Origin of the sequence: Glaciimonas immobilis (assembly GCF_011947285.1) — a bacterium.
GTDB classification, from domain to species: Bacteria; Pseudomonadota; Gammaproteobacteria; order Burkholderiales; family Burkholderiaceae_D; genus Glaciimonas; species Glaciimonas immobilis.
This window is the reverse complement of record NZ_JAAOZT010000007.1, coordinates 132,764-158,906: the sequence shown is the minus strand read 5'-3', so window position 1 is coordinate 158,906 and position 26,143 is coordinate 132,764. Positions and strand designations below refer to the sequence as shown.

The 26,143-nt window shown below is 50.6% G+C and carries 20 protein-coding genes; 6 read left to right on the top strand and 14 right to left on the bottom strand.

The window, feature by feature from the left end; translation table 11 throughout:
- Positions 1-217 precede the first annotated feature (217 nt).
- The 5 genes from HAV38_RS12395 to HAV38_RS12375 form a co-directional block, all read right to left on the bottom strand.
- Complete coding sequence (locus HAV38_RS12395; protein WP_280730149.1) at positions 218-802, bottom strand: SPFH domain-containing protein; 585 nt, start codon at positions 800-802, stop codon at positions 218-220.
- Positions 802-1,506, bottom strand: a complete 705-nt coding sequence (locus HAV38_RS12390) for an SPFH domain-containing protein (RefSeq protein WP_168055702.1) — start codon at positions 1,504-1,506, stop codon at positions 802-804. Before HAV38_RS12390 ends, HAV38_RS12395 begins: the two co-directional genes overlap by 1 nt.
- Before the next feature lie 262 nt (positions 1,507-1,768).
- A complete protein-coding gene (locus HAV38_RS12385; protein ID WP_168055701.1) occupies positions 1,769-4,021 on the bottom strand; it encodes a putative bifunctional diguanylate cyclase/phosphodiesterase in 2,253 nt (750 codons plus the stop codon).
- Entirely contained in the window at positions 4,018-6,984 is a 2,967-nt protein-coding gene (locus tag HAV38_RS12380; RefSeq protein WP_209216731.1) for a chemotaxis protein CheB, read from the bottom strand. Before HAV38_RS12380 ends, HAV38_RS12385 begins: the two co-directional genes overlap by 4 nt.
- Before the next feature lie 828 nt (positions 6,985-7,812).
- Complete coding sequence (locus HAV38_RS12375; RefSeq protein WP_168055577.1) at positions 7,813-7,968, bottom strand: hypothetical protein; 156 nt, start codon at positions 7,966-7,968, stop codon at positions 7,813-7,815.
- A 147-nt stretch (positions 7,969-8,115) separates the two neighbouring features.
- On the opposite strand from HAV38_RS12375, the gene HAV38_RS12370 reads away from it, so the two are divergent.
- The gene (locus tag HAV38_RS12370) at positions 8,116-9,057 is read left to right on the top strand and encodes a 5'-nucleotidase (RefSeq protein WP_168055700.1); all 942 of its coding nucleotides are present in this window, start codon (positions 8,116-8,118) and stop codon (positions 9,055-9,057) included.
- Positions 9,058-9,335: 278 nt separating this feature from the next.
- On the opposite strand, the gene HAV38_RS12365 is transcribed toward HAV38_RS12370, so the two are convergent.
- From HAV38_RS12365 to HAV38_RS12335, 7 genes are all read right to left on the bottom strand, one after another.
- A complete protein-coding gene (locus HAV38_RS12365; protein ID WP_168055699.1) occupies positions 9,336-11,651 on the bottom strand; it encodes an NADP-dependent malic enzyme in 2,316 nt (771 codons plus the stop codon).
- Between the two features lie 422 nt (positions 11,652-12,073).
- Positions 12,074-13,894: a DNA helicase RecQ gene (gene recQ / locus HAV38_RS12360; protein ID WP_168055698.1), complete on the bottom strand. Its 1,821-nt coding sequence runs from the start codon at positions 13,892-13,894 to the stop codon at positions 12,074-12,076.
- A gap of 108 nt (positions 13,895-14,002) precedes the next feature.
- The gene (locus tag HAV38_RS12355; RefSeq protein ID WP_168055697.1) at positions 14,003-14,875 is read right to left on the bottom strand and encodes an undecaprenyl-diphosphate phosphatase; all 873 of its coding nucleotides are present in this window, start codon (positions 14,873-14,875) and stop codon (positions 14,003-14,005) included.
- A gap of 233 nt (positions 14,876-15,108) precedes the next feature.
- Positions 15,109-15,957, bottom strand: coding sequence for an undecaprenyl-diphosphate phosphatase (locus HAV38_RS12350; protein ID WP_168055696.1), 849 nt, complete (start codon positions 15,955-15,957; stop codon positions 15,109-15,111).
- Between the two features lie 7 nt (positions 15,958-15,964).
- Complete coding sequence (locus HAV38_RS12345) at positions 15,965-16,156, bottom strand: hypothetical protein (protein WP_168055695.1); 192 nt, start codon at positions 16,154-16,156, stop codon at positions 15,965-15,967.
- Complete coding sequence (locus HAV38_RS12340) at positions 16,153-16,704, bottom strand: DUF1439 domain-containing protein (RefSeq protein ID WP_168055694.1); 552 nt, start codon at positions 16,702-16,704, stop codon at positions 16,153-16,155. The genes HAV38_RS12345 and HAV38_RS12340 overlap by 4 nt, the downstream gene beginning before the upstream one ends.
- Before the next feature lie 151 nt (positions 16,705-16,855).
- Positions 16,856-17,113, bottom strand: a complete 258-nt coding sequence (locus tag HAV38_RS12335) for a YkgJ family cysteine cluster protein (RefSeq protein WP_245182361.1) — start codon at positions 17,111-17,113, stop codon at positions 16,856-16,858.
- 332 nt (positions 17,114-17,445) lie between these two features.
- Here HAV38_RS12335 and HAV38_RS12330 point away from each other — a divergent pair, with 332 nt between their 5' ends.
- Positions 17,446-18,111 (top strand): protein-L-isoaspartate O-methyltransferase family protein, encoded by a 666-nt coding sequence (locus HAV38_RS12330; protein ID WP_168055692.1) that lies wholly within the window; start codon positions 17,446-17,448, stop codon positions 18,109-18,111.
- 27 nt (positions 18,112-18,138) lie between these two features.
- Positions 18,139-18,462, top strand: a complete 324-nt coding sequence (locus tag HAV38_RS12325; RefSeq protein ID WP_168055691.1) for a rhodanese-like domain-containing protein — start codon at positions 18,139-18,141, stop codon at positions 18,460-18,462.
- 64 nt (positions 18,463-18,526) lie between these two features.
- Here HAV38_RS12325 and HAV38_RS12320 read toward each other — a convergent pair whose 3' ends face one another.
- The gene (locus HAV38_RS12320) at positions 18,527-19,162 is read right to left on the bottom strand and encodes a TetR family transcriptional regulator (RefSeq protein WP_168055690.1); all 636 of its coding nucleotides are present in this window, start codon (positions 19,160-19,162) and stop codon (positions 18,527-18,529) included.
- Between the two features lie 255 nt (positions 19,163-19,417).
- Between HAV38_RS12320 and HAV38_RS12315 the strand changes: the two genes are divergently transcribed.
- The 3 genes from HAV38_RS12315 to HAV38_RS12305 are packed head-to-tail and all read left to right on the top strand — an operon-like array spanning position 19,418 to position 25,309.
- Positions 19,418-20,692, top strand: a complete 1,275-nt coding sequence (locus HAV38_RS12315) for an efflux RND transporter periplasmic adaptor subunit (protein WP_168055689.1) — start codon at positions 19,418-19,420, stop codon at positions 20,690-20,692.
- 11 nt (positions 20,693-20,703) lie between these two features.
- Complete coding sequence (locus HAV38_RS12310; RefSeq protein WP_168055688.1) at positions 20,704-23,856, top strand: efflux RND transporter permease subunit; 3,153 nt, start codon at positions 20,704-20,706, stop codon at positions 23,854-23,856.
- A complete protein-coding gene (locus HAV38_RS12305) occupies positions 23,849-25,309 on the top strand; it encodes an efflux transporter outer membrane subunit (RefSeq protein ID WP_168055687.1) in 1,461 nt (486 codons plus the stop codon). The genes HAV38_RS12310 and HAV38_RS12305 overlap by 8 nt, the downstream gene beginning before the upstream one ends.
- A gap of 65 nt (positions 25,310-25,374) precedes the next feature.
- Here the strand turns inward: HAV38_RS12305 and HAV38_RS12300 are convergent, their stop codons facing one another.
- Positions 25,375-26,142 carry a YdcF family protein gene (locus tag HAV38_RS12300; protein WP_168055686.1) on the bottom strand — a complete coding sequence of 256 codons (768 nt, stop codon included), beginning with the start codon at positions 26,140-26,142 and terminating at the stop codon, positions 25,375-25,377.
- Position 26,143 lies beyond the last annotated feature (1 nt).

Here is a 26,143-nt window from a genome sequence, read left to right as displayed (position 1 = left end):
TGTTTTATTATGGCAATCTATCATAGCGGAGGAACATCTTGTCCGCCCCAGTTATTGGACCCATTGAGTAGAAATGCCCAATATAAAGAGTAGAAAACTTAATGTGCAGAATATTTAATTGCACGTGTGAATCAATAGCAAGACAGATATCGATATTGTTCAATGGCGGCAATGTATGGAGGGCCTAAACGTACCAAAGGGTATTAAGCGGATCCGGTCAGCTCCGAAAAAGGTCACCTACAACGCACCATAAATCGGCATAAGGTAGTGCCAGATATCGGCACGGGTCAATTAGCGCGGACTTGTGTCCGGAGGCCCACGGGTCGCCTTCAACCGGAATCATCATTGCATCAATCGGGCCAGTTTCGCCGCCGTCGAAACCGACAAAAGACACCATCCGGCCTGACGGCAAAAGAAAAAGTTGATACAGCTCCTGAAATTCTTCCAAGAGACCTGGGCGGCTTGCCATCTGGCCGTAAGCCCGCGCCACGCCTATAGGGTGCAACGACCTGGCACGCGTCTGAAGTTCCGATACGCGGACCTCGGTCTGGGCGTCCAGAACTTGAATGTTGATGCGCCCCACCTCCTCCAGATGCGATTTTTTCATCTCTATCTGCGCCGCCACCAAACCAGATAGCTGGCGAGAAATTTCCGGCAATACGCGTACGTCCTGAATAAACAGAGACTCAATAGAAACGCCCCAACTAAACGCTTCAGTTCGCACTTCCTCAAAGATGGATTGGGCGATACTCTCGCGCTCCGAGAGCAGATTTTCTAACCGTACGCGTCCAGCGTGTGTGATTAAAAAATAGCATATAGCTGAAGGAATCCATAAATATTCCGTTTAGGTTTTGAAATAAAGGTTTTCGATTGCGCGGTAACTTCGTGCCGCCGACGTTGCAGATACGCATCGAGTGCGCCTTGCTCCTGCAGCTCTCTCATCGCAGCGCCGAGTATTGAGATTTCCAATTCCACCGCCTCGGCCTTTAAGGCGGCAATACTCACCGCGTGCTCGGCAGCAGCCAGTCGCTGCGCGCATTCGGCGCTGAAGCGGCTGAACAAGGTTACATTTTCGGTTTCAGCTTTTTGTACCGAATTCAGCACTTGGGCTAAATCTGCCGGCGGCAGTATCTCGGTATTTTCTACCGCATTTAAGTGAATACCATATTTCTGTTCCAGGCCTCGCACTAAAAAATTCTGCTTTAATCTGGTATGCAACAATCCAGGACTACGCCGGATCTCAGCATAAGAACCCTCCACAGCATCTACCGGACCGAATTTTGTAACCTCTGCGCTTAGTAAACTGCGGAACACTTCTCTGAGGTGCGATGCAGGGCGCTGCATGCCAAACAGAAAGGCAGGAAAATGGTCTTTTTGGAAAAAAACCGAATCTGCGGATTCAGGCGCAACCGGGTGCCATCCCATGCCAAGAGCTCCATTTCCCGTAATTCCTCCCGCAATGAAATGGTGCGCTCCATGACTGAAAATTCGTGCAGTATTTCCCAAGGAAGTTTGGCATGCAAGCCCGGCTCCACAATGAACGGATGCCCCCCTTTGTCAGTACGTAACTTACCCAGTTTAGTGAGGACCGCCGAGTGCCCTTAAGCGTGTGCGGGGCAGTCGCTACCGATTTTTGGATGATGCTGACTACTAGCTTGCGCCACGTGTGGCGCTCACTGAAGACGAGATAAGGGAAGATAGCGAGAGATAAGTGGAGAGAAACGGACAGGGGCTGCATACGCGCGCTTAACGTATTCCAGCGTAAGCTTTATTTCAGGCGCGTATTCAATGAGAGTACTTGACGCTCAAAATTTTCTTCGAACTGTTCCGCCGGAAGCGGCTTGCCTATGAAAAATCCCTGTACTTCGTCGCAACCTTTTTCCCGCAAGAACGTCATCTGCTCTTCCGATTCAACGCCTTCCGCGATGGTCTTCAAACCCAGGCTTTTAGCGACGCCTAGAATCGCATTAATGATGGCGCGATTTTCTGAGCTTGCACCGATCTCGCAGACAAATGACTGGTCAATTTTTAACTTATTAATGTCGAACCGTCGCAAATAACTAAGCGACGAATAACCCGTTCCGAAATCATCGATTGACATGCTAATGCCGTGGGCTAGCAGTCGGTTAATAATAATGATCGCTTCAAGGGGATTATCCATGGCGACCCCTTCGGTCAATTCCAGCTCCAGGTACTGCGGCGGCAATTGCTCCTCTCTCAGCACTTGCATGACTAACTCGGGGAAACGCGGGTCGCGAAACTGGACCGCCGATAAATTGACGGCGATCAATATGGGGGCCAAACCCTTATCGATCCACGCTTTGCATTGACGCACGGCTTGCCGCAATACCCATTCTCCAATTTGTAGAATTTGTCCGCTGTCTTCTGCAATAGGAATAAAGTCAGCGGGATCGACATGGCCTAGCTCTGGGTGTTCCCAGCGCAGCAACACTTCTGCGCCAACCAGCTGGCTATCGCTTAAGCGTACCTGAGGCTGAAAATACAGTTGAAACTGATCGCGTTCCAGCGCATGCCTCAACGCATTTTCCACTATCATCACGCGCGCAGAACTTGCCTGCATTTCGGACGTAAAGAAACGAAAACCATTTCGGCCTGCTTGCTTGGCCCGATACATTGCCACGTCGGCACATCTGCAAAGGGTCTCAAAATCGGTGCCGTCACCGGGAAATACGGCGATACCTATTGATGGCGTAACCACCAGTTCGTATTGTTCAATCTGATACGGTTGCTGGGATAATTCCAGCAATTTTTCTACCAAATGTGCAGCCCCGATTGCATCGGTCTCTGGGAACACAAGAATGAATTCGTCACCGCCTAAGCGCGAGATCGTGTCTTGCCCACGTACTGCATTGATCAATCGCTTTGCCCATGCGATTAATAACTGGTCCCCCACCTGATGGCCGAGCGAATCGTTTACATTTTTAAAATGATCCAGATCGAGAAACATTAACGTCAACGCGCTCTGATTACGCTGTGCAATGGCGAGATCGTGGAGAATACGATTTTTAAGCAGTGAGCGATTCGGCAATCCTGTTAGGGGATCAAAATGCGCCAGACGCTGAATATGCGCCTGCGCCTCTTTATGTTCGGTAATATCGCTGAAAATCATGATGTAATTGGAGGGATTGCTGTCGGCATTCAATACCCGACTGATCAAAAACCATCCCATGTACTCATGTCCGTCCCGCCTGCGGCATGACATCTCTCCCTGCCAATGTCCTTCCAGATCAACCGTTGCCCACACTTTTTGATAAAAATCGGCACCGTGGTGATCGGTTTGCAGCATGGTCTGGTTCTGGCCTATTGTTTCGGCCTCGCTATAGCCACTGATAGTGGTGAACGCCTGGTTCACCATAATGGTGGTACGGTCAGCGTCGGTTACCATGATCGCTTCTCCGCTTTGCTCAAATACTTTAGCGATCAGATGCAATTTGACTTCCGCTTGTTTGCGAATATGTATGTCGGTGACCGTGACACGCACCACACGCGTACGCTCATCGCCACCGGCAATATCTATGCGTAAACTGTCTAGTTGAACTTCAATTGCGCTGCCGTCCGGACGCTGGACAGTAAGCTCACACTGGCGCTGTTCCTTATTGCGCAGCACGCCGATAAAGTAACGATGCCAGCGGTCCTTATCCTCAATCGTAACAAACCGCGCAAAACGACGCTGCAGCAATTTGGAGCGCTCGATACCAAATAACGACGCCCCGGTGAGATTGACCTCGGTAATCTGACCCTCAGAGGTGAGCGTAAAATACCCCACCGGTGCAAAGTCATATAGATCAAGGTAACGATCACGCGACTCTTCCAGGCTAATTTGGGCCCGACGCAATTCTTCATTTTGCATTTCCAGTTCAATTTGATGCACGCGTAATTCGTGCAGCATCTCATCTGGGGAAGAATGCGAAAATTCAGGTAAGGATGTCAACGGCGTACGCGCAAGCTCGCTTTCCGCTTCCAGACGCTGTACCTCTGCCATACCTGATTTATCTTTCATGTGACCGCCGCGACAGCAAGTAGAATCAAATTGGATTCGCCTGTTTTACTTACAATTCGTCGTGCATTGAGCAGCATCTTGCGACGTCCGATGGTCGGAAAATCCTGCTCGACCGGATAATCTTCAAAGGTTTGATTATGCTGCCGAACGCTTTCCAGCAATTGACGCAAAGCCGGAATGTCCCATTGCCGACTACCTAAATCATAAATCAGATTACCCACCGTATCTTGGGGCTGTACCCTGAATTCACGATAGAACGACTGGCTGGCAGAAATCACTCTGAATGCCCCATCCAGCACCACTAGCGGCTCGCGCACTGTATTAATAATGCCTTCTGCCAAATGTTGGGCCTCGCGCGCTTCAATAGCCTTGATATGTTCGGTGATATCCGTGAAGGTCAGGACCACTCCGTCAATCACATTGTCGAGCGTGCGATAGGGCTGAACGCGGGCAAGATACCACTCGCCATTGGAGGTACTTACCTCGCGCTCAAAGGGTATCAACGTGTCGAGCACAGTCTGCGCTTCACGCAACAGGTCCTCGCCAATCAGATCAGACTTGATGTCCCCCAGCGAACGCCCCATGTCGGACTGTACTAAACGATAGATCCGCACCGCGTCTCTGGTAAACCTGCGCACGTGCATTTTCTGATCAAGAAAAATCGTGCCCACGTGAATGTTTTCCAACAAATTTTTCATGTCATTTTGCATGTCGGCCAGTTGCTCTATTTTGGCCTCCAGTTCGGCATTGACAGTCACCAGTTCCTCGTTGACGGACTGCAGCTCTTCTTTAGACGTCTCTAATTCTTCATTGGTGGACTGCAATTCTTCGTTTGTAGACTGCATTTCCTCATTGACGCACTTTAATTCTTCATTAAAGTTCTGCTGCTCTTCAATGGTGGAATGGAGACTTTCCTTAACATATGTTAGCTCCCTCTCCAATTCATCTATCTTGCGCAACTCTTCTGAACTGGCAGGATGCGCATCAGCATTGGCAATGTCCACAGGGGATTGCGCAATATCCTTAAAGCTCACTAACAGTAAGCCTTGTTTGCTGTCAGGCTCTGATAGTGGCCGGACGCTGACACTCATCAACTGCGTCCCATCTACTGTTTGTAGCCTTATCTCCTTAAGCAGTGTTGAAGTGCCGAGGTTAGCACCGGCATAGACCGCGACGCGTAACTCAGACTGCAATCCATCACGCGCCATATCAATCACATTAAGCGTGGCTTGCCCCGGTGCCGGACGCAAATATTTACCGGTATCGCCATGCACATAAAGAATGTCTCCCTTCAGATCGGTAACGACCGATGCTGGCGCATAGGCTTGTAATAATGCCCGCTTGGTCAATTCGGCAAAATTGTTTTCACTCGTCTTTTTGATAATTTCCTCTGGAATTTTTTTTCGAATTTCTGCAGTCCACGACAGGTCACGGGCCGGGACCAGACGGGCCGGCGAGGTTGATGGTACCGATTTGTATAATTTCCACTTACGGTTTATCGGAACAAACAATTCTGTGTGTAAGCCTATTCCTTCGGAGGGTGATAGTAGCAATGTACCACCTGGCCGGAGCGCATAATGAAAAGAAGGAATAAGCCGGTTTTGTAATTCCGGCTCAAGATAAATCATCACGTTGCGGCAGCTAAGCAAATCGAGTTTGGTAAAGGGTGGGTCTTTTAAAATGTTATGCACCGCAAACACCACCATCTCACGAATTTCTTTTTTTATTCTGTAACCTGTGCCATCGCTGATAAAAAACCGTTGCAGACGCTTGGGCGAGATATCCTCGGAAATACCCGCTACATAAAACCCGACGCGCGCAACCGCTATCGCCTCATCGTCGAGATCGGTACTGTAAATCTGCACCCTACACTCCCGCCCCGACTCTTCCATCAACTCACGCAAAATGATGGCGATGGAATACGCCTCTTCACCGGTAGCGCAACCGGCGACCCACACCCTTAACACGGTCATCTCCGCTGCTTTATCATTTACCAAAGCTGATAAAATGTCCCGCTTCAGAATGATAAAGGTTTCAGGGTCACGGAAGAAGCGCGTGACGTTGATTAACAGCTCCTTAAAAAGTATCTGCACCTCCTTCGGATTCTCCCCAAGATACCGTGTATATATTTCCATATCGGGTATGTTATGGGTAGCCATGCGTCGCTCGATACGACGGCAAATAGTATTACTTTTGTAGAGCGAAAAATCGTGTCCGGCACCGCTTTTTAGCAATTGTAATATCTTGCTGACACTGTCCGCCGAGCTTTTTGGGGGTTGGACTTGCGCTGGAGAAATCGGCATCTCAACCGAGTTGCCTAACAAATAGGCGACCATCTTCTCAGCGGGAAAAGTGTAACGGGCGCATCCCGCGTTGATCGCACTACGCGGCATCCCATCATACTTGGCTGTCGATGGTTCCTGAGCTAAGGAAGTGCCACCAGCCCCAAGGATCGCGGTGAGTCCGATAGTACCGTCGGTGCCTGTGCCTGAAAGTATAATTCCAATGGCTTTAGGCCCCTGATCCTTGGCTAATGAAGAAAGAAATACATCGATGGCCATGCGCTGCCCACGTGGTACTTTTGGGACACTCAGATGCAGCGTACCGGCTTTTATCGTCATATCACGATTGGGGGGAATGACGTAGACACGATTGGGTTCCACCACCTCCAGGTCATGTGCCTCCGACACTACCATTTCGGTGGTACGTTGCAATATCTCAGTCAATAAGCTGGCATGATCAGGATCGAGATGGGAAATGAGAATGAAAGCCATTCCGCAATTTGCCGGGACCGGCCGAAAAAATAGCTCGAACGCCTCCAAACCTCCCGCAGAAGCGCCAATACCTACAATTGGAAAGCCTGCCATATCCGCGTATTTCTTTGCGTCCGCGCTGGCATTTGGTATGGCGACATTGTCACCTTCCTTAGCTACCATAACTGTTTTATTTGCTTCAACCACCATGGCACGTTCCTTCAACCAAGGGACTTCGTAAAAAATATCCTGTGGACGAAAAATTCGGCCATTTTAATCAAAAATATCTATTCTTGATTCCTACTATTGGTAGATTAACTGCCATAGCGCGTGGATGCCCTTCCCTCATATCCACCCTTCCCGAAACTAAAGCATAGCCAGATGATAACTAACTGTCCATGTAATTTATCTGCCCGCAGCGCGCTGTAGTCCCTTGCGGCATCGGGATGCCTAATTTGTGCGTTTGAATCTTGCCAAGCTGAGGAATTGTATTTATTACCCCTTATAGCGCCACTTAAACTCAGCGCCCCTCAAACTTAGCGTCATTCAAACTCGCGCAAGATGGAGAGCAGACAGAGTATTATAAAAGCGCTAAAGTAAAATGGAAATGGGGAACCGATAAATGAGAAGAGTTTATTGCCACGCCTTCGTCACTGACTGAGGGGCATGCAGTATCGCCAGCGTAGGTGCAGCGATCGGAAACCGGTTAAACCGGGCCAAGCCCTTCAAAACACGTTAGACCATAGCGTACCCATATTAATCTCCCACATATTTGTCAGGATTAGCCCATGAAAACAGCGTTCGCCATTTTTACACTGTGCTCCCTGCTAAGCGGCTGCGTTTCCTCCGACAACTTCAGGTGTGACAGACACGATATCCGCCCAATCTGGTGCGATGGCCGACTTCCTGACGAGCGCATACACTCCTGACAAGAAAAGCGGATAATTGTATAAACTGGCGCGCAATAACGATGCAGACATCCCTCATTAAGCCATCCATATCAAAGCGCCCTACACTTGTCGTTAGATTGCCACTTGCCTATCGGGATTGCATCGTCACGCCGGTGTCGATGGTGCCATACATTTGCACCGCTGACCCTCCGCCCGGCATCGATGCGTAGCCCCCGCAACCGAAAAGAATCGATATAGTCAGGAGACTCAAGACATGTAGTACGGCAATAAAAAAGTTTTTCATGAGCGATATTTTAGGCTGGAGTTTGCGTAAGACAGTTTAGGGCGCGTAAATAGTAAAGTCTATTATGAATGTCAGGTTGACCCGGCGTCCAAATTTTTCAGCTCCGCATCTTATAATAAACCTTCTCCTTTAACCCGGTCAGCCTCAATGCCCGTCTCTCTTGATAAGCTCCTCGTCGTCGGTATCTCCTCCCGCGCACTATTCGATCTGGAAGTGGAGGAGGCGATTTTTCGCACTCAGGGGCTTGCAGCGTACCAGCAACATCAGCTACAAAACGAAAACCAGATACTTAAACCGGGCGCTGCGTTTGCTTTGGTACGTGCCCTGCTGAAGCTTAACCGGCTCACCGCTGATCAACGCCTGGTGGAAGTCGTTATCATGTCGCGCAATTCGAGCGAGACCTCAATGCGCATTTTTAACGCCATCCAGCACTACGAACTGGACATCACCCGCGCAGTATTGTCCGGTGGTGCATCGCTGGCACCTTACCTGCATGCGTTCAATGTCAGTCTGTTTTTATCGCTGCATGAGGATGACGTACAGGCGGCGATCAATTCAGACACCGCAGCGGCATTGCTGTATCAAATGCCAACGGCACAGAGCGCCCAGCACGCCAATGAAGAGCTGGATCAAATCCGCATTGCATTTGATGGCGACGCGGTGATTTTTTCGGATGAATCTGAACGCATTTTTCAGACGATGGGGATTGAGGCCTTTGAACGGCATGAGCGAGAAAACGCCATGAAACCGTTGCCGGAAGGCCCTTTTGCAAGACTGCTCATAGCGCTATCGTTTATTCAAAATAATTTTAAAAATCCTGACGGGCGCGCCGCACCGATTCGCACTGCGCTGGTCACAGCGCGGTCATCCCCCGCGCATGAACGCGTGATTCGTACTTTACGCGCATGGAATGTGACGATCGACGAGACGTTTTTCATGGGCGGTGTGGCTAAGTCTGATGTGCTGGCGGCGTTTAAACCACATATGTTTTTTGACGATCAGCCGGGACATTGTGATCATGCAGCGACCCATGTGCAAACGGGACGCGTTCCACTTAAGCGGCAAGAAAATAAAATAGAGGGGTGTTAAAGACTAGGTAACGCACAACACTTGGGCTCACGGTGCAAGGCGCTTTTTCAAGCGACCGATAGCAACAGAACGAAGTCGTAGCTTGCTAATGGATAGCTAACAAGACGGCGCGCTGCATGAAACCCATGCTGCCTAAATTTGATTACGGCCGCGCTGACCGCAATTAAACTCAGGCAGATTTAGCACGTTACGCACCTATTAAGTGCGTTTTATTGCCTTTTATCAATACGTACAAACGGCACATCAACATCAGTACATTTCACTTGTACTTAGCTTAATTACTGCCGGTCCGAAAGCACATCCACCACACACAACGCCGTCATATTAACGATCCGTCGCACCGTTGCCGATTGCGTGAGGATGTGCACTGGCTTAGCGCAGCCCAGCAAAATTGGCCCCACAGCAACGCCATTTCCTGACGTTGTTTTAAGCAAGTTATATGCAATGTTAGCGGCATCAATATTTGGCATCACTACCAAATTTGCATCGGCTTTTAATGGCGAATCGGGCATCGCTTTTTTGAGCAAGCTAGAATCGAGGGCAGTATCGCCGTGCATCTCGCCATCAATTTCCAGATCCGGCGCACGCTCACGCACGATGGCTAATGCCTTGCGCATTTTTTGCGCCGATGCGCTGTTGCTGGAGCCAAAATTTGAGTGCGACAACAGGGCTGCATGCGGCTTGATACCGAAGCGCTGCATTTCCTCTGCTGCCAGAATCGTGATTTCTGCCAGTTCTTCTGCGGTGGGGTTTTCATTGACATGCGTATCGACCAGCACCAATTGACGGCCCGACAAAATAAGCGCATTCATTGCCGCATAGACGTTAACGCCCTCGCGCCGGCCAATCACTTTATCAATATATGAAAGATGCAAATCGTGCGTACCGTAAGTTCCGCAAATCATCCCGTCGGCGTGTCCTTTATGGATTGCCATCGCGCCGATAAGGGTATGTCGACGGCGCATCTCCAGCTTGGCGTATTGCTCAGTGATGCCCTGACGCTTAGTCATGGCATAGAAAGTCTGCCAATAGTCGCGGTAACGCTCATCAAAGTCAGGATTGATGATTTCAAAATCGACGTCGAGTTTCAGCCGTAATCCGAAACGCTCAATGCGCTGCTTCAACACCGCAGGGCGACCAATCAGAATCGGCTTGGCTAGATTTTCATCCACTACAATTTGTACTGCCCGCAATACGCGTTCTTCTTCGCCTTCTGCATAAACGATACGTTTTTTTGCAGCCGGTGCCTTTTTGGCGATCTGAAACAACGGACGCATGAAAGTCCCGCTGTGATAGACGAATTGCTGCAAACGCTCGATATAGGCTTCCATGTCCTGAATCGGACGTGCAGCAACACCAGACGCTTCTGCGGCTTTGGCCACGGCAGGTGCAATTTTGATCATCAGACGCGGATCAAATGGCTTAGGAATAATATATTCAGGGCCAAACGACATATTGGCGATGCCGTAAGTCGCTGCAACAACATCGGACTGCTCGGCTTGCGCCAACTCTGCAATCGCGTGCACTACAGCAATTTCCATCTCGCGGGTGATCGTCGTTGCGCCGCAATCCAGTGCGCCGCGGAAAATGTAGGGGAAGCACAAAACATTATTGACCTGGTTCGGATAATCCGAACGCCCGGTTGCCATGATGACATCGTCTCGCACTTCTTTGACATCTTCCGGCAAAATCTCAGGGTTGGGGTTGGCTAATGCCAGCACCAGTGGACGTGGTCCCATGACCTTGACCATTTCCTGTTTCAGCACGCCGCCCGCAGACAAGCCGAGGAAGATATCCGCGCCTGGCATCAGGTCTGCCAATTTACGTGCCTCGGTCTTGCGCGCAAAACGCAACTTGTCCGGATCCATCAGTTCGACACGGCCTTCGTACACCACGCCAGCCAGATCGGTGACAAATATATTTTCTATAGGAAACCCGAGGTCAACGATCAAATCCAGACAAGCCAGCGCTGCGGCGCCTGCGCCGGAAACGACCATCTTGCACTGTTTAATATCTTTACCGACGACCTTCAGGCCGTTCAGGATAGCGGCCCCAACGATGATCGCAGTACCGTGCTGATCGTCATGAAATACCGGAATTTTCATCCGGTCGCGTAATTTACGCTCAATTTCAAAGCATTCCGGTGCTTTGATGTCCTCAAGGTTAATACCGCCAAACGTTGGTTCGAGCGAGGCGATGATGTCGCACAGTTTGTCCGGATCGGTCTCATTGATTTCAATATCAAAGACGTCAATACCGGCAAACTTTTTAAACAACACGCCTTTACCTTCCATCACTGGCTTGGACGCGAGAGGACCGATATTACCAAGTCCGAGTACCGCTGTGCCATTAGTGATGACGGCGACCAGATTGCCGCGTGCTGTGTAGCGAAAAGCGTTGGCGGGGTCAGCGACGATTTCTTCACATGCTGCCGCAACGCCCGGCGAGTAGGCTAAAGCTAAATCGCGTTGCGTTGTGAGTGTTTTAGTCGGTGTAACGCTAATTTTGCCCGGAGTTGGAAACTCGTGATATTCGAGCGCAGCCTGACGTAATTGCTGGCGAAGTTCTTCTTTTTTGTCGATCATCGAATCCATACGCTGCTATCCCCAATAATTCTAGTGAAAAGACCGTAATTTTAGCAGACTGGCAGCGCTCACTTATGCGTATTTGGTATGAAGACAGTGTCTTAGAAGTACTTTTAACGAATGAATTTTGGGTTGTACAAGGGTGCATAAAGGGTGCAACGGAAGCATAATATTGCCGTTATCAAAAGTTTAAAATTTTTTTAAGACATAACAGTCAGCAAGCCAGACTACGCTGACATTCTTGTTGGATTTTATTTGGGCTTTTAAACACCGTCCAAACTCATATCTCATGCGTACGAATAATTTAGCCACGCTGATAACCAATCGATCCCCTATGACAGTACTCTCTGGAAGGATTAGAAATTGGCATTAACATTCCGCCCGGATGATTTACAGAAAATTAACAATGAAATCAGTCATTAGCCCACAATCTACAAGACCCCTCCAATCAACTCCACAATTTCTGCACCATAAGTCTCCAGCTTCTTCTCTCCCACACCACTAACCCCCCGCAAATCAGCAAGAGAACCGGGCCGCGCCTTCGCAATCTCGCGCATGGTCGCATCATGAAAGATCACATAAGCTGGAACATTATGTTTGCGTGCAGTTTCTACCCGCCACCAACGTAACTTATCAAAAATTACCTGTTCAATACTCGACAAGTCAGACTCAACATACCCCTTCGGTTTGCTACTCGTCCGCTTCTGCTTGATCGGCTTTTGATACTCGCGTAATTGCACTTGCAGCGCACCTCGCAAAACTGGCTTGGCTGCATCCGTTAACTTCAGCGCGCTATATGCCTCATGATCAACACTGACCAAACCCAATGCTATCGATTGCCGCAAAATGGCACGCCACTCTTGCTCGCTACGATCGCTGCCGATACCAAACGTGGAAAGCGCATCGTGATGCCATTGCTTGACCTTGTCCGAGTCGATGCCGCGCAATACATCCAGCACGTGCATGGCGCCAAAACGTTGATCGACCCGATAAATGGTGGATAGCAATTTCTGCACAACCACGGTCGCATCAAACGAAACCGGCGGTGACATGCAGGTATCGCAATTGCCGCAGCGGGTTGATTTCTCGCCAAAATAATCCAGCAAGCGCTCACGTCGGCAAGTGAGGGTTTCACACAATCCTAGCATTGCATCAAGCTTGACGCTTTGCACCCGCTTAAAAGTCTCCCCTGCCTCGGACTCGTCAATCATGCGGCGCTGCTGGACGACGTCTTGCAGACCATACGCCATCCAGGCATTGGCAGGACCGCCATCACGTCCGGCACGACCGGTTTCCTGATAATAGCCTTCAATACTTTTAGGTAAATCAAGATGCGCAACAAAGCGTACGTCGGGCTTGTCGATACCCATGCCGAAAGCGATCGTTGCGACCATGACGATGCCTTCTTCGCGCAAAAATCGACCTTGGTTTTTGCTGCGTTTGGCGTATTCCATACCCGCATGGTAAGGCAATGCAGAGATGCCTTGCTGCGTCAAAAATTCAGCGGTTTCTTCTACTTTTTTCCGCGACAAACAATAGACAATGCCAGCATCACCGAGGTGTTCTGCCTGAATAAAATCGAGTAATTGTTTGCGACCGTTGGCTTTTTCTACAATCTGATAGCGGATGTTAGGACGATCGAACGACGATACAAATTTTGCACCGTCCTGCAACTGCAGACGCAATGCGATTTCCTCGCGCGTTTGGTGATCGGCAGTCGCCGTTAACGCAATCCGCGGCACATTAGGAAACCGCTCATGCAATATCGACAGCTTGATATATTCGGGCCGAAAGTCATGACCCCATTGCGAGACACAATGGGCCTCATCAATCGCAAACAGCGCGATTTTTGATGCCTCCAGCAAATCAAGGCAACGCGGCGTCAGCAAGCGCTCTGGCGCTACATAGACCAAATCGAGGTCGCCGCTACGGACGCGGCGTTCTATTTGCGATGATTCTTCATAGGTCTGCGTAGAATTTAAAAACGCGGCGCGCACACCGACTTCGGCCAATGCGTCAACCTGGTCCTGCATTAATGCGATCAATGGCGACACCACAACACCGACGCCCTCACGCAGCATTGCAGGAATCTGGTAGCACAACGATTTACCGCCGCCAGTTGGCATCAATACGAGCGCATCCCCGCCGCCGGCAACGTGACCGACAATCTCTGCCTGTTGGCCACGAAACGACGGATAGCCGAAAATGGTTTGCAGGATTTGTAGCGCTTGCGAATTATTTTGGTCAGACATTAATTAAAACGAAGAAAAACGAAGTTAAGTATTACAAGAAATAAAACGGGCAGGTTTCCCTAAATAAACATAAACCTGCCACGCCATACAGCAATCTTTCAGCACTTGTTACTGAAGGAATCCATTACCAACGGCAACCAGCAAAAATATCCCTAATGCGGCACGATAAATAATGAACGGCCAGGTAGAGAATTTTTCAAGGAATTTCATCAAGCCCCAAATCGCACAAAATGCTGAAATACTGGCGACTACCAGACCAAATAATAATAGCAGCCAGGCATCCATTGGCATGTGCGCATGCAGCAGATGCCATAGTTCTTTGAAGCCAGCCAGTGCAATCGCGGGCAGGCCTAAAAGGAAAGAAAAACGTGCGGCTTCCTCGCGTTTAAAGTTCAGAAATAATGCCGCTGTAAGGGTTGAACCCGACCGTGATACACCGGGAATCAACGCGCCCACCTGTGCCAGGCCGACAATCACAGCATCGCGCATGCGCATCTCACCGACCGTACGACGATGACGCGCGGTGAGTTCCGCCAGCGCCAGCAAAATCGCCATGCCGATACATGCGTAACCGATTACCGTCAGGCTACGCAATGGGGAATTACATGCATTCAACACCGGCGCTAACGCTAGTCCGACAATACCAATTGGTATCGTGGCGACCAAAATGGCTATTCCCAATTTTAACGATGGACTACGATAATCACGCTTGCGCAATGCGGTGATGCTGCCGACCGTGACCTGGCGCACATCGCGCCAGAAATAGCTAACGACCGCGACCAGCGCGGCAAGCTGCATCGCTGCCGAAAATGCTGAGCCGGGATCGTGCCAACCTAATACTGCCGGGACAATCCGCATATGCGCGGTCGAAGAAATAGGTAATAACTCAGAAATTCCCTGAATGATGCCTAGTATCCCAATCTGTACATAATCAAGTGACGCGAAGCCGATATCCAAACCGGCGGAACAAACATTTGCCAAATTATTCTCCATTTGTGCAGGGCGATTTACAAAGTTTAAACAAAAAATATAACTGAAAGATTGTGTAAATCCGATGATTAAACCGCGAAGAGCGCTTAATCAGAGCCCAGAATTAAGATTAATGCCTGATACTCAGTCCGATGACGCTGTGAACGCGTCGTAATATGCTCCCTATATACGCTCCCTGTATAGGGTATAGGCTCCCTGTATACGGCTCCTGTTTGCGACCCAAATTAATGAGCCCAAGTCACGATACCGGTATACCCTGTGACCAATATGATCAGGCCAAACACAATGCGGTACCAGGCAAATAAGGTAAAGTCATGGGTTGCGATATAGCGCAGTAACCAACGCACACAAAAGAAGGCTGAAATAAAAGCGGCTGCCGTACCGAGAGAAAATAATGGAATGTCGGCTGCGCTCAGCAGAGCACGGTCCTTATAAAGCGAATAGATGGTGGCGGCAAACAATGTCGGAATTGCGAGGAAAAATGAAAATTCCGTCGCCGCTTTGCGTGAGAGCCCAAACATCATGCCACCAATAATGGTGGCACCCGAGCGACTGGTGCCGGGTATCAGCGCAAAGGCTTGCGCGAACCCGATTTTTAACGCGTCAAGAGCGGTCATATCGTCTACCGTTTCGACGCGACTTCTGGTCGCATTACGACTTTTATTGCGGCGCTCGACCAACAAAATAACAAAACCACCAATAACCAGTGCAATGGCGACTGGTACCGGCGAAAACAATTTTTCTTTAATAACTTTACTGAATAGTAAACCCATTACCGCCGCAGGAATAAAGGCGATGATCAGATTAATCACTAATTTTTGTGCTTTGGGTTCAGTGGTCAAGCCGCGCAGGACCGCGGCGATGCGCGCCCGATATTCCCAGCAGACGGCAAAAATTGCACCCGCCTGGATCGCGATATCGAATACTTCGGCTTTACCACGGCCAATGTCTTCAGCAAAGTTAAGCAAGCTGCCCGCTAATATCAAATGTCCGGTGGAAGAAATAGGGAGAAATTCGGTCAGCCCTTCGACCACGCCCATGATGATGACTTTTAACGCGAGAATAAGATCCATGTTTGATTTAGCTTTGGCTGAAATGCGTGTGAAAGAAAACGAAAGAAAGCGTCACCGCTGCCAGTGAGCAGTTATCCGCATGATGCAACAGGGTCAAACCCTGCGTCGTGAGACGTGGCAGCCCACCAAAAGCTACAACAGCTACAACAATCCACCGGATGCCCATCCAACGCTGGTCATGACCTTGGACATCACTCATTTTTGTGGCTCAAAAGTAACTACGAGTCGATCTGCCTTAGTGACGATTTTGGTCGGCGCGAATGTCACCCCGACATATCGCAAGTCTTCCGGTTTGAAGCGATACAACGGCACGCTCTGCAATAACTCGCGTGCCAGCAAATTTCCTATTTGCATGGCCTGACCACTGTAGGCAGTGTCCAGATTATCCAAAGCGACCTTATCCAGACGCGCATCGTTTAAGACCACCGCGTTTTGCGCCACGTCCAAGGCGATCACGCCTGACATCGATAGTTTTCCACTCCATGACTTGCCAGTGATGGGCAAGCCCATGGTGACATCCATATCCACCAGTAAACGCCCCTGTGGCTGGTCAAACGCCAATTGTGCGTGACTGGCCGTTACCTCGATGAGCCCAAGGTAACGTTTTGTAAATGGCAACCGTTTGTTCAGCGATTGTTGCAAGCGCTCCAGCGGAAAGTCAACGTCGCGGGTGCCGATCAACATCGCGCAGGAACTCAAAAAGAATGCGGTGATCAGGGTAAATACCGCCAGAAGTTTTGTTTTCATCTACATCCTTGATAGTTTGTCCGCTTCATTTTCTCTCAGGCGTTAAGCATCCCGATTTTCCACCAAGTTTGGTTTACCTACGGTAACACCTCAAGCCTGCGATTACACTTCAGGTTGCGCATAAACCCGGCCTGCATTACGATTTTAGCCTTTACCCCGTTAACTCTTCCAGTCTATCGAGATAATGCATCGCGTCTTTTTGAGAGCTGCCGCACATTTCCGCCGATGGTTGCAGGCTGCCACACACAAGAGGTCGTTCGGGCGCACCAAAAATCAGACATTTATTTTCGTCGTCGAGTTGCACGCAACGCACGCCAGCGGGTTTACCGCTCGGCATCCCGGGAATCTTTGAGGAAATGGAGGGCGCAGTACAACAAGCGCCGCAGCCTGGTCGGCACGAGGCCGCAATTTCGAGGGAGGCCGCCCCTGCTACCGCGACCAACGGTGATTGATGAGAATGTGACAAGTTGGCAATTAATCCCATAATCATTTGCGCTATCACTCTCAGATTCAAAGGCGCATTTTAAACCATACACAGTTATTAATAGCCATAAATGGCTATTCTCTTGCGACTAAAATTTTGCTCAAAAAGTAAACAATGTCAGCAATAACGCATGAGCAGTAAATACGCCCGCAACCTGGCGCTGATATATCATTCAAAGCGAAATCAGGCGACGTTGTAGGTTTTTGGAGGCGTCCTTGATAGAATGTCTCTTTTATCCCGTTATTGACCATTCGCCCATGAATATCGAACAAGCACGCTTCAATATGATCGAACAGCAAATCCGCCCCTGGAATGTACTGGAGTTGGACGTTTTGAACCTGCTAACGGTTGTGCGGCGTGAAGAATTTGTACCCGCGGCTTATAGAAGTCTGGCGTTCAGTGACACAGAGATTCCACTGCCTGGCGATGGTGGCGAGAGCATGCTGTCACCAAAAGTAGAAGCGCGCTTGTTACAGGAAGCGGCGGTGAAGAAGCATGAGAGCGTTCTGGAGATTGGCTCCGGCTCGGGCTACATGGCGGCATTGCTTGCACATAAGGCGCGTCATGTAGTGACTGTTGAAATAGACGCGCAACTGGCAGCGTTTGCGGAGAAAAATTTAAGCGCTTATGGGGTTCGCAACGTCGAAGTAGTAGAAGGTAATGGCGCACAAGGTTGGCTCGAAGGCAAAGAGACAACCTACGATGTCATCATCATTTCGGGTTCGCTCGCTACATTGCCGGTCACGTTTCTGGAACAATTAAACGTTGGCGGTCGCATTGTGGCTATCATTGGCGAAGCGCCGGTTATGACGGCACAAGTCATTACGCACGTCTCTGGAGCCGCTTACGATACCCGTAATCTTTTTGAGACCAGCGCTCGGCCACTCCGCGGTGTTGCGCCGCGTTCGCATTTTAAATTCTGATTTAGCACACCCTCTGACGAGCACACGATGCAACATCTTACCGCCCCCGAACTAGCTGCCTGGATCGCTGACCCAGACCGTCCGACGCCGTTTTTACTAGACGTGCGTGAACCGTGGGAGTATGCAACCTGCCATATAGCTGATACGCAATTGATCCCAATGCAAACCATTCCTGGCCGTCTAAATGACCTCGAGGAAGACCAGCAAATCGTCTGTATTTGCCATCATGGGGCACGTAGCATGTCCGTGGCAGCATTTTTAGAACGTAATCTTTTTACTAATGTATTTAACCTGACGGGCGGTATCCATGCGTGGGCGCAACAGGTCGATACCACCATGCCGGTTTATTAAAGCGGGTTGAACGCACCTCTTGCCTGATTTTTTAACGGTTCTGTTGGTGCACCCCTCTGTAAAATCAGCTCTTTTGTAACATCGGCGCAGTCTTCAGCGAATGAATGCACAGGTCGACTATATTAGCGGCCTGCTTACCGAGATCAAAGCTCTCGGGGATAAAAAGCCAATTATCTAATACGCCCGATAGTAAAGACTGGACCATAATCGCCCCAAGTATTGGGTCCAAATTACGCGGCAGTTGCCCCTTTGCAACCGCATATCGCAGAATCCGCTGAATATTAACGCGTCCCTCCAAAAAGCACTCGCGCTGGCGTATATAAATTGGATCCGTGGGATCGACAAATTCACATTTATGTAAAATGGTAGCGAAAATCTTGCGAGTTTGCGCATTATTGACGCCCTCGCCCAGTGCAAACAGGCACCAACTGCGGAATTGTCCCAGCGGATCGACTGCGCCTTCATCGGCACTATTACGAATCAATGCTTCCATTGGCAATTTGACGCGTTCGCACATAGCGTTAAAGAGGTCACTTTTATTGGTAAAATGCCAATAAATTGCGCCACGCGAAACACCTGCTCCAGTGGCAACATCCGCTAACGATGTCTGTGAAACGCCCTGCGCATAAAAGACCTCCACCGCTGCATCCAGGATACGCGAGCGCGTTTCCTGCGCCTCTTCTTTCGTACATCTAGCCATTATCAATCATCTCCTCGCCTCACAATATGTGCATGTGCGACATTTATCTATCTTCGAAGCACATACATTCACGAATGTATGTATAATATCACATCCGCCATACTTTACCAGTCAACGCACAGCATCGGGGCTACAAATATCGACTTGCTCCATTTTTCATGCCATCAAGTTGCCCCAATCTGAAGTCCGGCAGGCGTTGTATACATCAGCACTACAATTAAACGGTACCAACTACACTAACGTGCGAGAAATCTTATGAAATCAGAAGGCTCACTTTTCCGCTTTACACGTATGGCATTAGCCATTGCACTACTTTCGACAGTTGCCGCCTGCGGCAAAAAGCCCGATGCGCCCGTTGCCCCACCGCCCTCCGAAGTAGCGATAATCACTATTGCCCCCGAACTCCTTTCTTTGTCCTCCGAGTTGCCCGGTCGGCTGGAAGCGACCCGGATTGCCGAAGTGCGTGCGCGCGCCGCTGGCATCGTTCTAAAACGTAATTTTGTAGAAGGTAGTGACGTAAAAGCTGGCGAGGTCTTGTTCCGCATTGATCCGGCCCAGTTGCAAGCCACCTTTCAAAGCACGCAAGCGACGCTCGCCAAAGCAGAAGCCAATCTCACCCAAGCAACGTTGAAAGCTGAACGCTACAAGCCGCTGGTCGAAGCCAACGCAGTCAGCAAGCAGGACTACGATGATGCTGTAGCATTGCAAAAACAAGGCGCCGCTGATGTCGCTGGAGCCAAAGCTTCCCGCCAGACTGCCAGCCTGAATCTTGGTTATGCCACAGTGAGCTCCCCAATTTCAGGCCGTATCGGTCGCGCACTGGTAACAGAAGGCGCACTGGTTGGTCAGGGCGAAGCAACCCAATTGGCCACGGTGCAACAAATCGACCCGATCTACGTCAATCTGACACAATCCAGTACCGATCTCCTTAAGCTACAACAAGCGATGAAAAGCGGTCAGTTGCAGAGCGTCGGTAAAGGTCAGGCTAAAGTCACGCTGGTGACCGAAGACGGTCACACCTACCCGCAAAGCGGCAAACTGTTATTTTCTGATCTGACCGTTGATCCGACTACCGGGTCTGTCAGTATCCGCGCTGAATTTCCTAATCCTGATCATAGTTTATTACCGGGCATGTACGTTCGCGCCAGACTGGAACAAGCAGTCAACGATAAGGCCATCACCGTGCCACAGCAAGCCGTCACCCGCGACATGACCGGTGCCTCTGTCTTAATCGTCGATAAGGACAACAAGGTTGTTGCGCGGCCTATCAAAGCAGACAACGCCCAAGGCGACAAATGGATTGTGACCGAAGGCCTGAAAACCGGCGACAAGGTTGTTGTTGAAGGGTCGCAGAAAATCAAGCCCGGTGCCGTCGTTAAGGCCGTCGCATGGAACAACCCTGCAGCAGCAACATCCGGCGCGACCGCACCAACTTCGCCAACAGCTCCACCGGTAACTGCAGCGGCACCAGCCAGCGCTGCCTCCGCCACATCTGGCGCTCCCGCAGATACAACGTCCAAAGCTAAATAAGGAGCCCCCACATGGGAAAGTTTTTCATTGATCGCCCGGTTTTTGCGTGGGTGCTGGCTGTCTTCATCCTGCTTGCGGGTGTTTTAGCGATCACGCAATTACCAATATCACAATATCCGTCCATCGCACCGCCAACCATCGTGATCAGCGCTAATTATCCAGGTGCGACAGCACAAATTCTGGACGACAGCGTGACCAGCCTGATTGAACAAGAGATGAACGGTGCCGACGGCTTGCAATATATGGAATCGCAAAGTCAAGCCAACGGCGCAGTGCAAATTACGGTGACGTTTTCTCCTGATACCAATGCCGATCTGGCAGCGGTGGATGTACAAAATCGCTTAAAGCGCGTTGAAGCGCGATTGCCAGCGGCCGTCACCCAGCAAGGTGTGCAAGTCACCAAATCACGTAGTAACTTTTTAATGTTTATCGGTTTGTCCTCTACCGATGGCAAACTTGATCCAGTAGCGCTAGGTGACTATTTGTCGCGCAACGTGCTCAATGAAGTCAAGCGTGTGCCGGGTGTGGGCCAGGCGCAGCTATTCGGTACCGAGCGTGCCATGCGTATCTGGATTGACCCAGCCAAACTGGTCGGTCTGAACCTTACGCCCGGCGATGTTAAGTCAGCTATTCAGGCGCAAAATGCACTGGTCGCAGGCGGCACTATCGGTGATTTACCTAGCCCGGGCACACAGCAAATCTCCGCTACGGTCGTCGTCACTGGCCAATTAAATACCGTTGAGCAATTCGGCAAGATTCAACTGCGCGCCAACAAAGATGGCTCGGTCGTGCGTCTGCGTGATGTGGCCCGGATTGAAATCGGTGGTCAATCGTATGCCACAGCGGGTCGCCTGGACGGCAAACCGACCTCGTTCGTCGGTGTGCAGTTATCACCTACCGCCAACGCGCTCGGCACTGCTAAAGCGGTGCACGCCAAAATGGAACAGTTGTCCCAATACTTCCCGGCTGGTGTCAAATACACCGTCCCGTACGACACCTCAACCTTCGTCAAGATATCGATCGAAGAAGTGGTGAAGACGTTAATCGAAGCGATTATCCTGGTGTTCTTGGTGATGTATCTGTTCTTGCAGAATATTCGCTACACATTGATTCCAACCATTGTCGTGCCGGTGGCGTTGATGGGTACTTTTGCGACGTTGCTGTTGTTCGGCTTCTCGATCAACGTGCTGACGATGTTCGGTATGGTGCTGGCTATTGGTATTCTGGTCGATGACGCAATTGTGGTGGTCGAAAACGTTGAGCGGATCATGAGCGAAGAAGGTTTGTCGCCACGTGACGCAACGCGCAAGGCAATGGGACAAATTACCGGTGCGTTGATCGGTATTACGTTGGTACTGATCGCGGTATTTATTCCGATGGCGTTCTTCAGCGGTGCGGTCGGTGCGATTTATCGCCAGTTCTCGTTGTCGATGGTTGCGTCAATGTTCTTCTCGGTACTGATGGCATTTACGCTGACACCCGCGCTGTGCGCCACTATCCTGAAGCCGGTAGAGGCCGGACATCATCACGAGAAAAAAGGCTTCTTCGGTTGGTTCAATCGTCGCTTTAACGCCACGACTACCAGCTATCAAGGGTTTATCGCTAAGATGCTCACCAAAACCGGCCGCTACATGCTGGTCTACGGCGCGATCGTGGTCTGCGTTGGCTTGTTGTATGCGCGTTTGCCAGCGTCATTTTTGCCGAGTGAAGATCAGGGTTATATCGTCACCAACGTCCAGTTGCCTGCCGGTGCCAGCCAAAATCGTACATTGGCCGTAATCAAGCAGATCGAAGAGTACTACGCCAAGTTGCCTGCGGTGGCACACGTGGTCGCAATTACTGGCTTCAGCTTCTCCGGTAATGGTCAAAATGCCGGTCTGGTGTTCGTTCCGCTCAAAGACTGGAGCCAGCGTGGCCCGAGCGAATCTGCCGATGCTATTGCTGGCGCTGCGTTTGGCGCGTTTGCAAAAATCAAGGATGCGATCATCTATCCATTGAACCCGCCGCCTATCCCCGAACTGGGTAACGCCACCGGTTTCACTTTCCGCTTGCAAGACCGTGCTGGTTTAGGCCACGACGCCTTGGTTGCGGCACGCAATCAACTACTCGGCATGGTTGCGAAAAGTAAAGTCCTGGCGGGTGTGCGTCCAGAAGGTTTGGAAGATGCGCCGCAGCTGCAACTCGATATTGACCGCGACAAGGCGAATGCACTGGGCATCACTTTTGATGCGATCAATAGCACCCTATCGATTGCGCTTGGGTCGGCCTATGTGAACGATTTCCCAAATCAGGGACGTCAACAACGGGTGATCGTACAAGCGGATGCACCGCAGCGCCTGCAACCCGAAGATCTGGCCAAGCTGTATGTCAAAAATACAGCCGGAACGATGGTGCCGATGTCGTCCTTTACCACTTCCCACTGGATTAGCGGACCGGTCCAGTTGACCCGTTATAACGGCTATCCGGCAATGAAAATTTCTGGCGGCGCATCACCGGGTCACAGTACCGGGGAAGCAATGGACGAAATGGAAGCGCTGACGGCTAAGTTGCCGCCTGGTTTTGGCTTTGAGTGGACAGGTCAGTCGCTAGAAGAAAAAACCTCAGGCTCGCAAGCGCCAATGTTGTATCTGCTGTCGTTAGTAGCGGTGTTTCTGGTATTGGCTGCGCTATATGAAAGCACGTCTATTCCGTTTGCAGTAATGCTGGTGGTGCCACTGGGTATTCTCGGTGCATTGCTCGGTGTGACATTGCGCGGTATGCCAAACGATGTGTACTTTAAAGTAGGGATGATTACGGTTATCGGTTTGTCGGCCAAAAACGCGATTCTGATTATTGAATTTGCAAAAGACTTGCAAGCACAAGGCAAAGGCCTCATCGAAGCTACGCTGGAAGCGGTACACCTGCGGTTCCGCCCAATTCTGATGACATCCATGGCGTTTATCCTTGGCGTACTGCCACTCGCCATCAAGACCGGCGCAGGTTCAGGCAGCCAGCGTGCTATCGGTACCGGCGTAATGGGTGGGATGATTACTGCGACCGTTTTAGCAGTATTCCTGGTACCTGTCTTCTTCGTTGTGGTACGTAAATTCTTCAAGGGTAGCGAGCGTCAGAACAAGATATACGCCGCGCACAAAAAAATTGATGTGGAGGACCAGAATGTTTAATTCTTTACCAAAAAACCTGACCAGCGCTCTGTTGCTGGCAGGCGTCCTGACCGGTTGCAGTATGGCACCAACTTACGTGCGTCCGACAGCTCCGGTTGCGGGAACATTCCCTGCCGGTGAATTTGCGACGACGCAATCTGAAGCCGACGCAGTGGCGCTAGGCTGGCGGCAATTCTTTCCCGATCAGCGCCTGCAAACGCTGATAGCGGCAGCTCTCGTCAACAACCGTGATCTGCGCACCGCAGCATTGAACATCGAAGCCGCCAGTGCGCAGTACGACATCACCGCTGCCGATGCATTGCCCAATGTTAATGGCGGCTTTAGCCGCACCCGCGCTCGCTCCGCTGCAAGCCAGTTAATACCCGGTCAGGCACCGGTCGGCACCTCGTATGCAGTCGGGCTGAATATGACGGCGTTTGAGCTGGACTTTTTTGGACGCGTACGTAGCCTCAAGGATGCTGCGCTGGCTAGCTACTTATCGACTGAACAAGCGCGCTTATCGGTGCAAATTACTTTGGTGTCGCAAGTCGCCCAAGCATACTTAGCCGAGCGTTCTTTTGCTGAGCAGCAAGAGATTGCACAACAAACCCTGGACAGCCGATTGCAAGATTACAAGCTTGCAAAAATGCGGTTTGATGTCGGTGCATCGTCCGCACTAGACTTGCGCGTGTCGGAAACATTGGTGCAATCCGCCCGCGTTTCGTTTGCGACCTTAGCCCGTCAAAAGGGCCAGGCAAGTAACGCACTCACTTTACTGGTCGGCACGCCAATCACTGATCTGCCGGCACCACAAACGCTGGCGTCACAACAGATCGTGACAGACATTCCGGCCGGGCTCCCATCCGACTTGCTGATTCGACGCCCGGATATTCGCGCTGCAGAACAGCAGTTACGTGCCGCCAACGCGAACATCGGTGCCGCCCGCGCCGCGTTCTTCCCGCGGATATCGTTGACTGCAGGTATTGGTAACGCCAGCTCATCACTAGGAGATTTGTTTGCGGCAGGCAGTCGCACCTGGTCATTTATTCCGCAACTGACGTTGCCGATTTTTGAAGGTGGACGCAATCGCGCCAATCTGACTTTATCGGAAGTGCGTAAAAATATTGCCGTCGCTAATTACGAGAAAACCATTCAAACCGCTTTCAGCGAAGTCGCTGATGCATTGGTGGCACGCGGCGCGCTCGCTGAACAACTGGATGCGCAGCAAGCCTTTCTGATGGCGCAACAAGAGCGGGTAAAGTTGACGGACTTGCGCTTCAAGAACGGCATCGCCAGTTCGACTGATATGTTAGTTGCCCAGCGCGATCTGTTCTCAGCGCAGCAAGCACTGGTCCAGACGCGCCAGTTGCGTTTGAACAATGCGATTGATCTGTATCGGTCGTTAGGCGGTGGTTTGAATGAAACGACACAAGCGCCGATAGCAACACCGGTGCAAAACAAGACCGTGAACTAAACAGGTTGCCGATAAAAATTTCTCGCAATAAAAAAGCCCGCAACAAATAATCGTTGCGGGCTTTTTTAACTGCCGTAACGTAACCTGTACCAGACGATCCCAACCCACTCATGTATGGCGTAATAACTGCGCCGAAAGCCTTCGCCCATCGGAATAAAATCGAATAACGCATAATGACTGCGCGAGAAAAACACCGTTGGTGCTGCGACGACTTCGAGGCCACTGCGTCTAAAGATCATCACAGCACGCGGCATATGGATAGCATCGGTCACCAGCAGAATACGGCGTACGTTTTCCCGCTGCAATATTTTTTCAGAGTTAGCCGCATTTTGTGCGGTGTTATCCGAAGACTCTTCTAACCACTTTACCGGCGTCGCAAAATCCTCCTTCAGCGAGCGCGCCATTACGGCCGCCTCCGATTCAACATCACCTTCTGGCTTACCACCGGACACCAATACTGGCAAACCGGTCGCGCGATACAACTTGGCCGCGTAACGCAGGCGCGCCAGCGTCACATAGCTAGGACTGTTCACGCCGCCATATTCCGGTGCACTGGGAAATTGTCCAGCGCCGAGAACGACAATCGCTTGCGCACCCTTTATGGATGCCGAGTCGAGAATAGCTGTCTGGTTTTCTAGCGGTGCCACGAACAGCAACGCGCCTGCTTTGGTACTAAGAATAAACAGTAGCGCCAGCGCAGAGGCACTTAACCAAACCCCAAAACGCGGCCAATGCGTCCGGAATGCCATACCCAACAGACACAATAAAATGAAACTGGTCGGCGGAAGTAACAGCATGCTGAAAAGGTTGATGGCGATCAAGGTAAGGTGCATA

Bases quoted from the DNA above. Each gene is read 5' to 3' on its own strand.
- HAV38_RS12340 (WP_168055694.1), bottom strand. From the start codon at position 16,704: ATGAAAACAAAACTTCTGGCGGTATTTACCCTGATCACCGCATTCTTT.
- HAV38_RS12385 (WP_168055701.1), bottom strand. From the start codon at position 4,021: ATGAAAGATAAATCAGGTATGGCAGAGGTACAGCGTCTGGAAGCGGAA.
- HAV38_RS12320 (WP_168055690.1), bottom strand. From the start codon at position 19,162: ATGGCTAGATGTACGAAAGAAGAGGCGCAGGAAACGCGCTCGCGTATC.
- HAV38_RS12345 (WP_168055695.1), bottom strand. From the start codon at position 16,156: ATGAGTGATGTCCAAGGTCATGACCAGCGTTGGATGGGCATCCGGTGG.
- HAV38_RS12330 (WP_168055692.1), top strand. From the start codon at position 17,446: ATGAATATCGAACAAGCACGCTTCAATATGATCGAACAGCAAATCCGC.
- recQ (WP_168055698.1), bottom strand. From the start codon at position 13,894: ATGTCTGACCAAAATAATTCGCAAGCGCTACAAATCCTGCAAACCATT.
- HAV38_RS12315 (WP_168055689.1), top strand. From the start codon at position 19,418: ATGAAATCAGAAGGCTCACTTTTCCGCTTTACACGTATGGCATTAGCC.
- HAV38_RS12375 (WP_168055577.1), bottom strand. From the start codon at position 7,968: ATGAAAAACTTTTTTATTGCCGTACTACATGTCTTGAGTCTCCTGACT.
- HAV38_RS12325 (WP_168055691.1), top strand. From the start codon at position 18,139: ATGCAACATCTTACCGCCCCCGAACTAGCTGCCTGGATCGCTGACCCA.
- HAV38_RS12365 (WP_168055699.1), bottom strand. From the start codon at position 11,651: ATGGATTCGATGATCGACAAAAAAGAAGAACTTCGCCAGCAATTACGT.
- HAV38_RS12305 (WP_168055687.1), top strand. From the start codon at position 23,849: ATGTTTAATTCTTTACCAAAAAACCTGACCAGCGCTCTGTTGCTGGCA.
- HAV38_RS12380 (WP_209216731.1), bottom strand. From the start codon at position 6,984: ATGGTGGTTGAAGCAAATAAAACAGTTATGGTAGCTAAGGAAGGTGAC.
- HAV38_RS12370 (WP_168055700.1), top strand. From the start codon at position 8,116: ATGCCCGTCTCTCTTGATAAGCTCCTCGTCGTCGGTATCTCCTCCCGC.
- HAV38_RS12300 (WP_168055686.1), bottom strand. From the start codon at position 26,142: ATGCACCTTACCTTGATCGCCATCAACCTTTTCAGCATGCTGTTACTT.
- HAV38_RS12310 (WP_168055688.1), top strand. From the start codon at position 20,704: ATGGGAAAGTTTTTCATTGATCGCCCGGTTTTTGCGTGGGTGCTGGCT.
- HAV38_RS12350 (WP_168055696.1), bottom strand. From the start codon at position 15,957: ATGGATCTTATTCTCGCGTTAAAAGTCATCATCATGGGCGTGGTCGAA.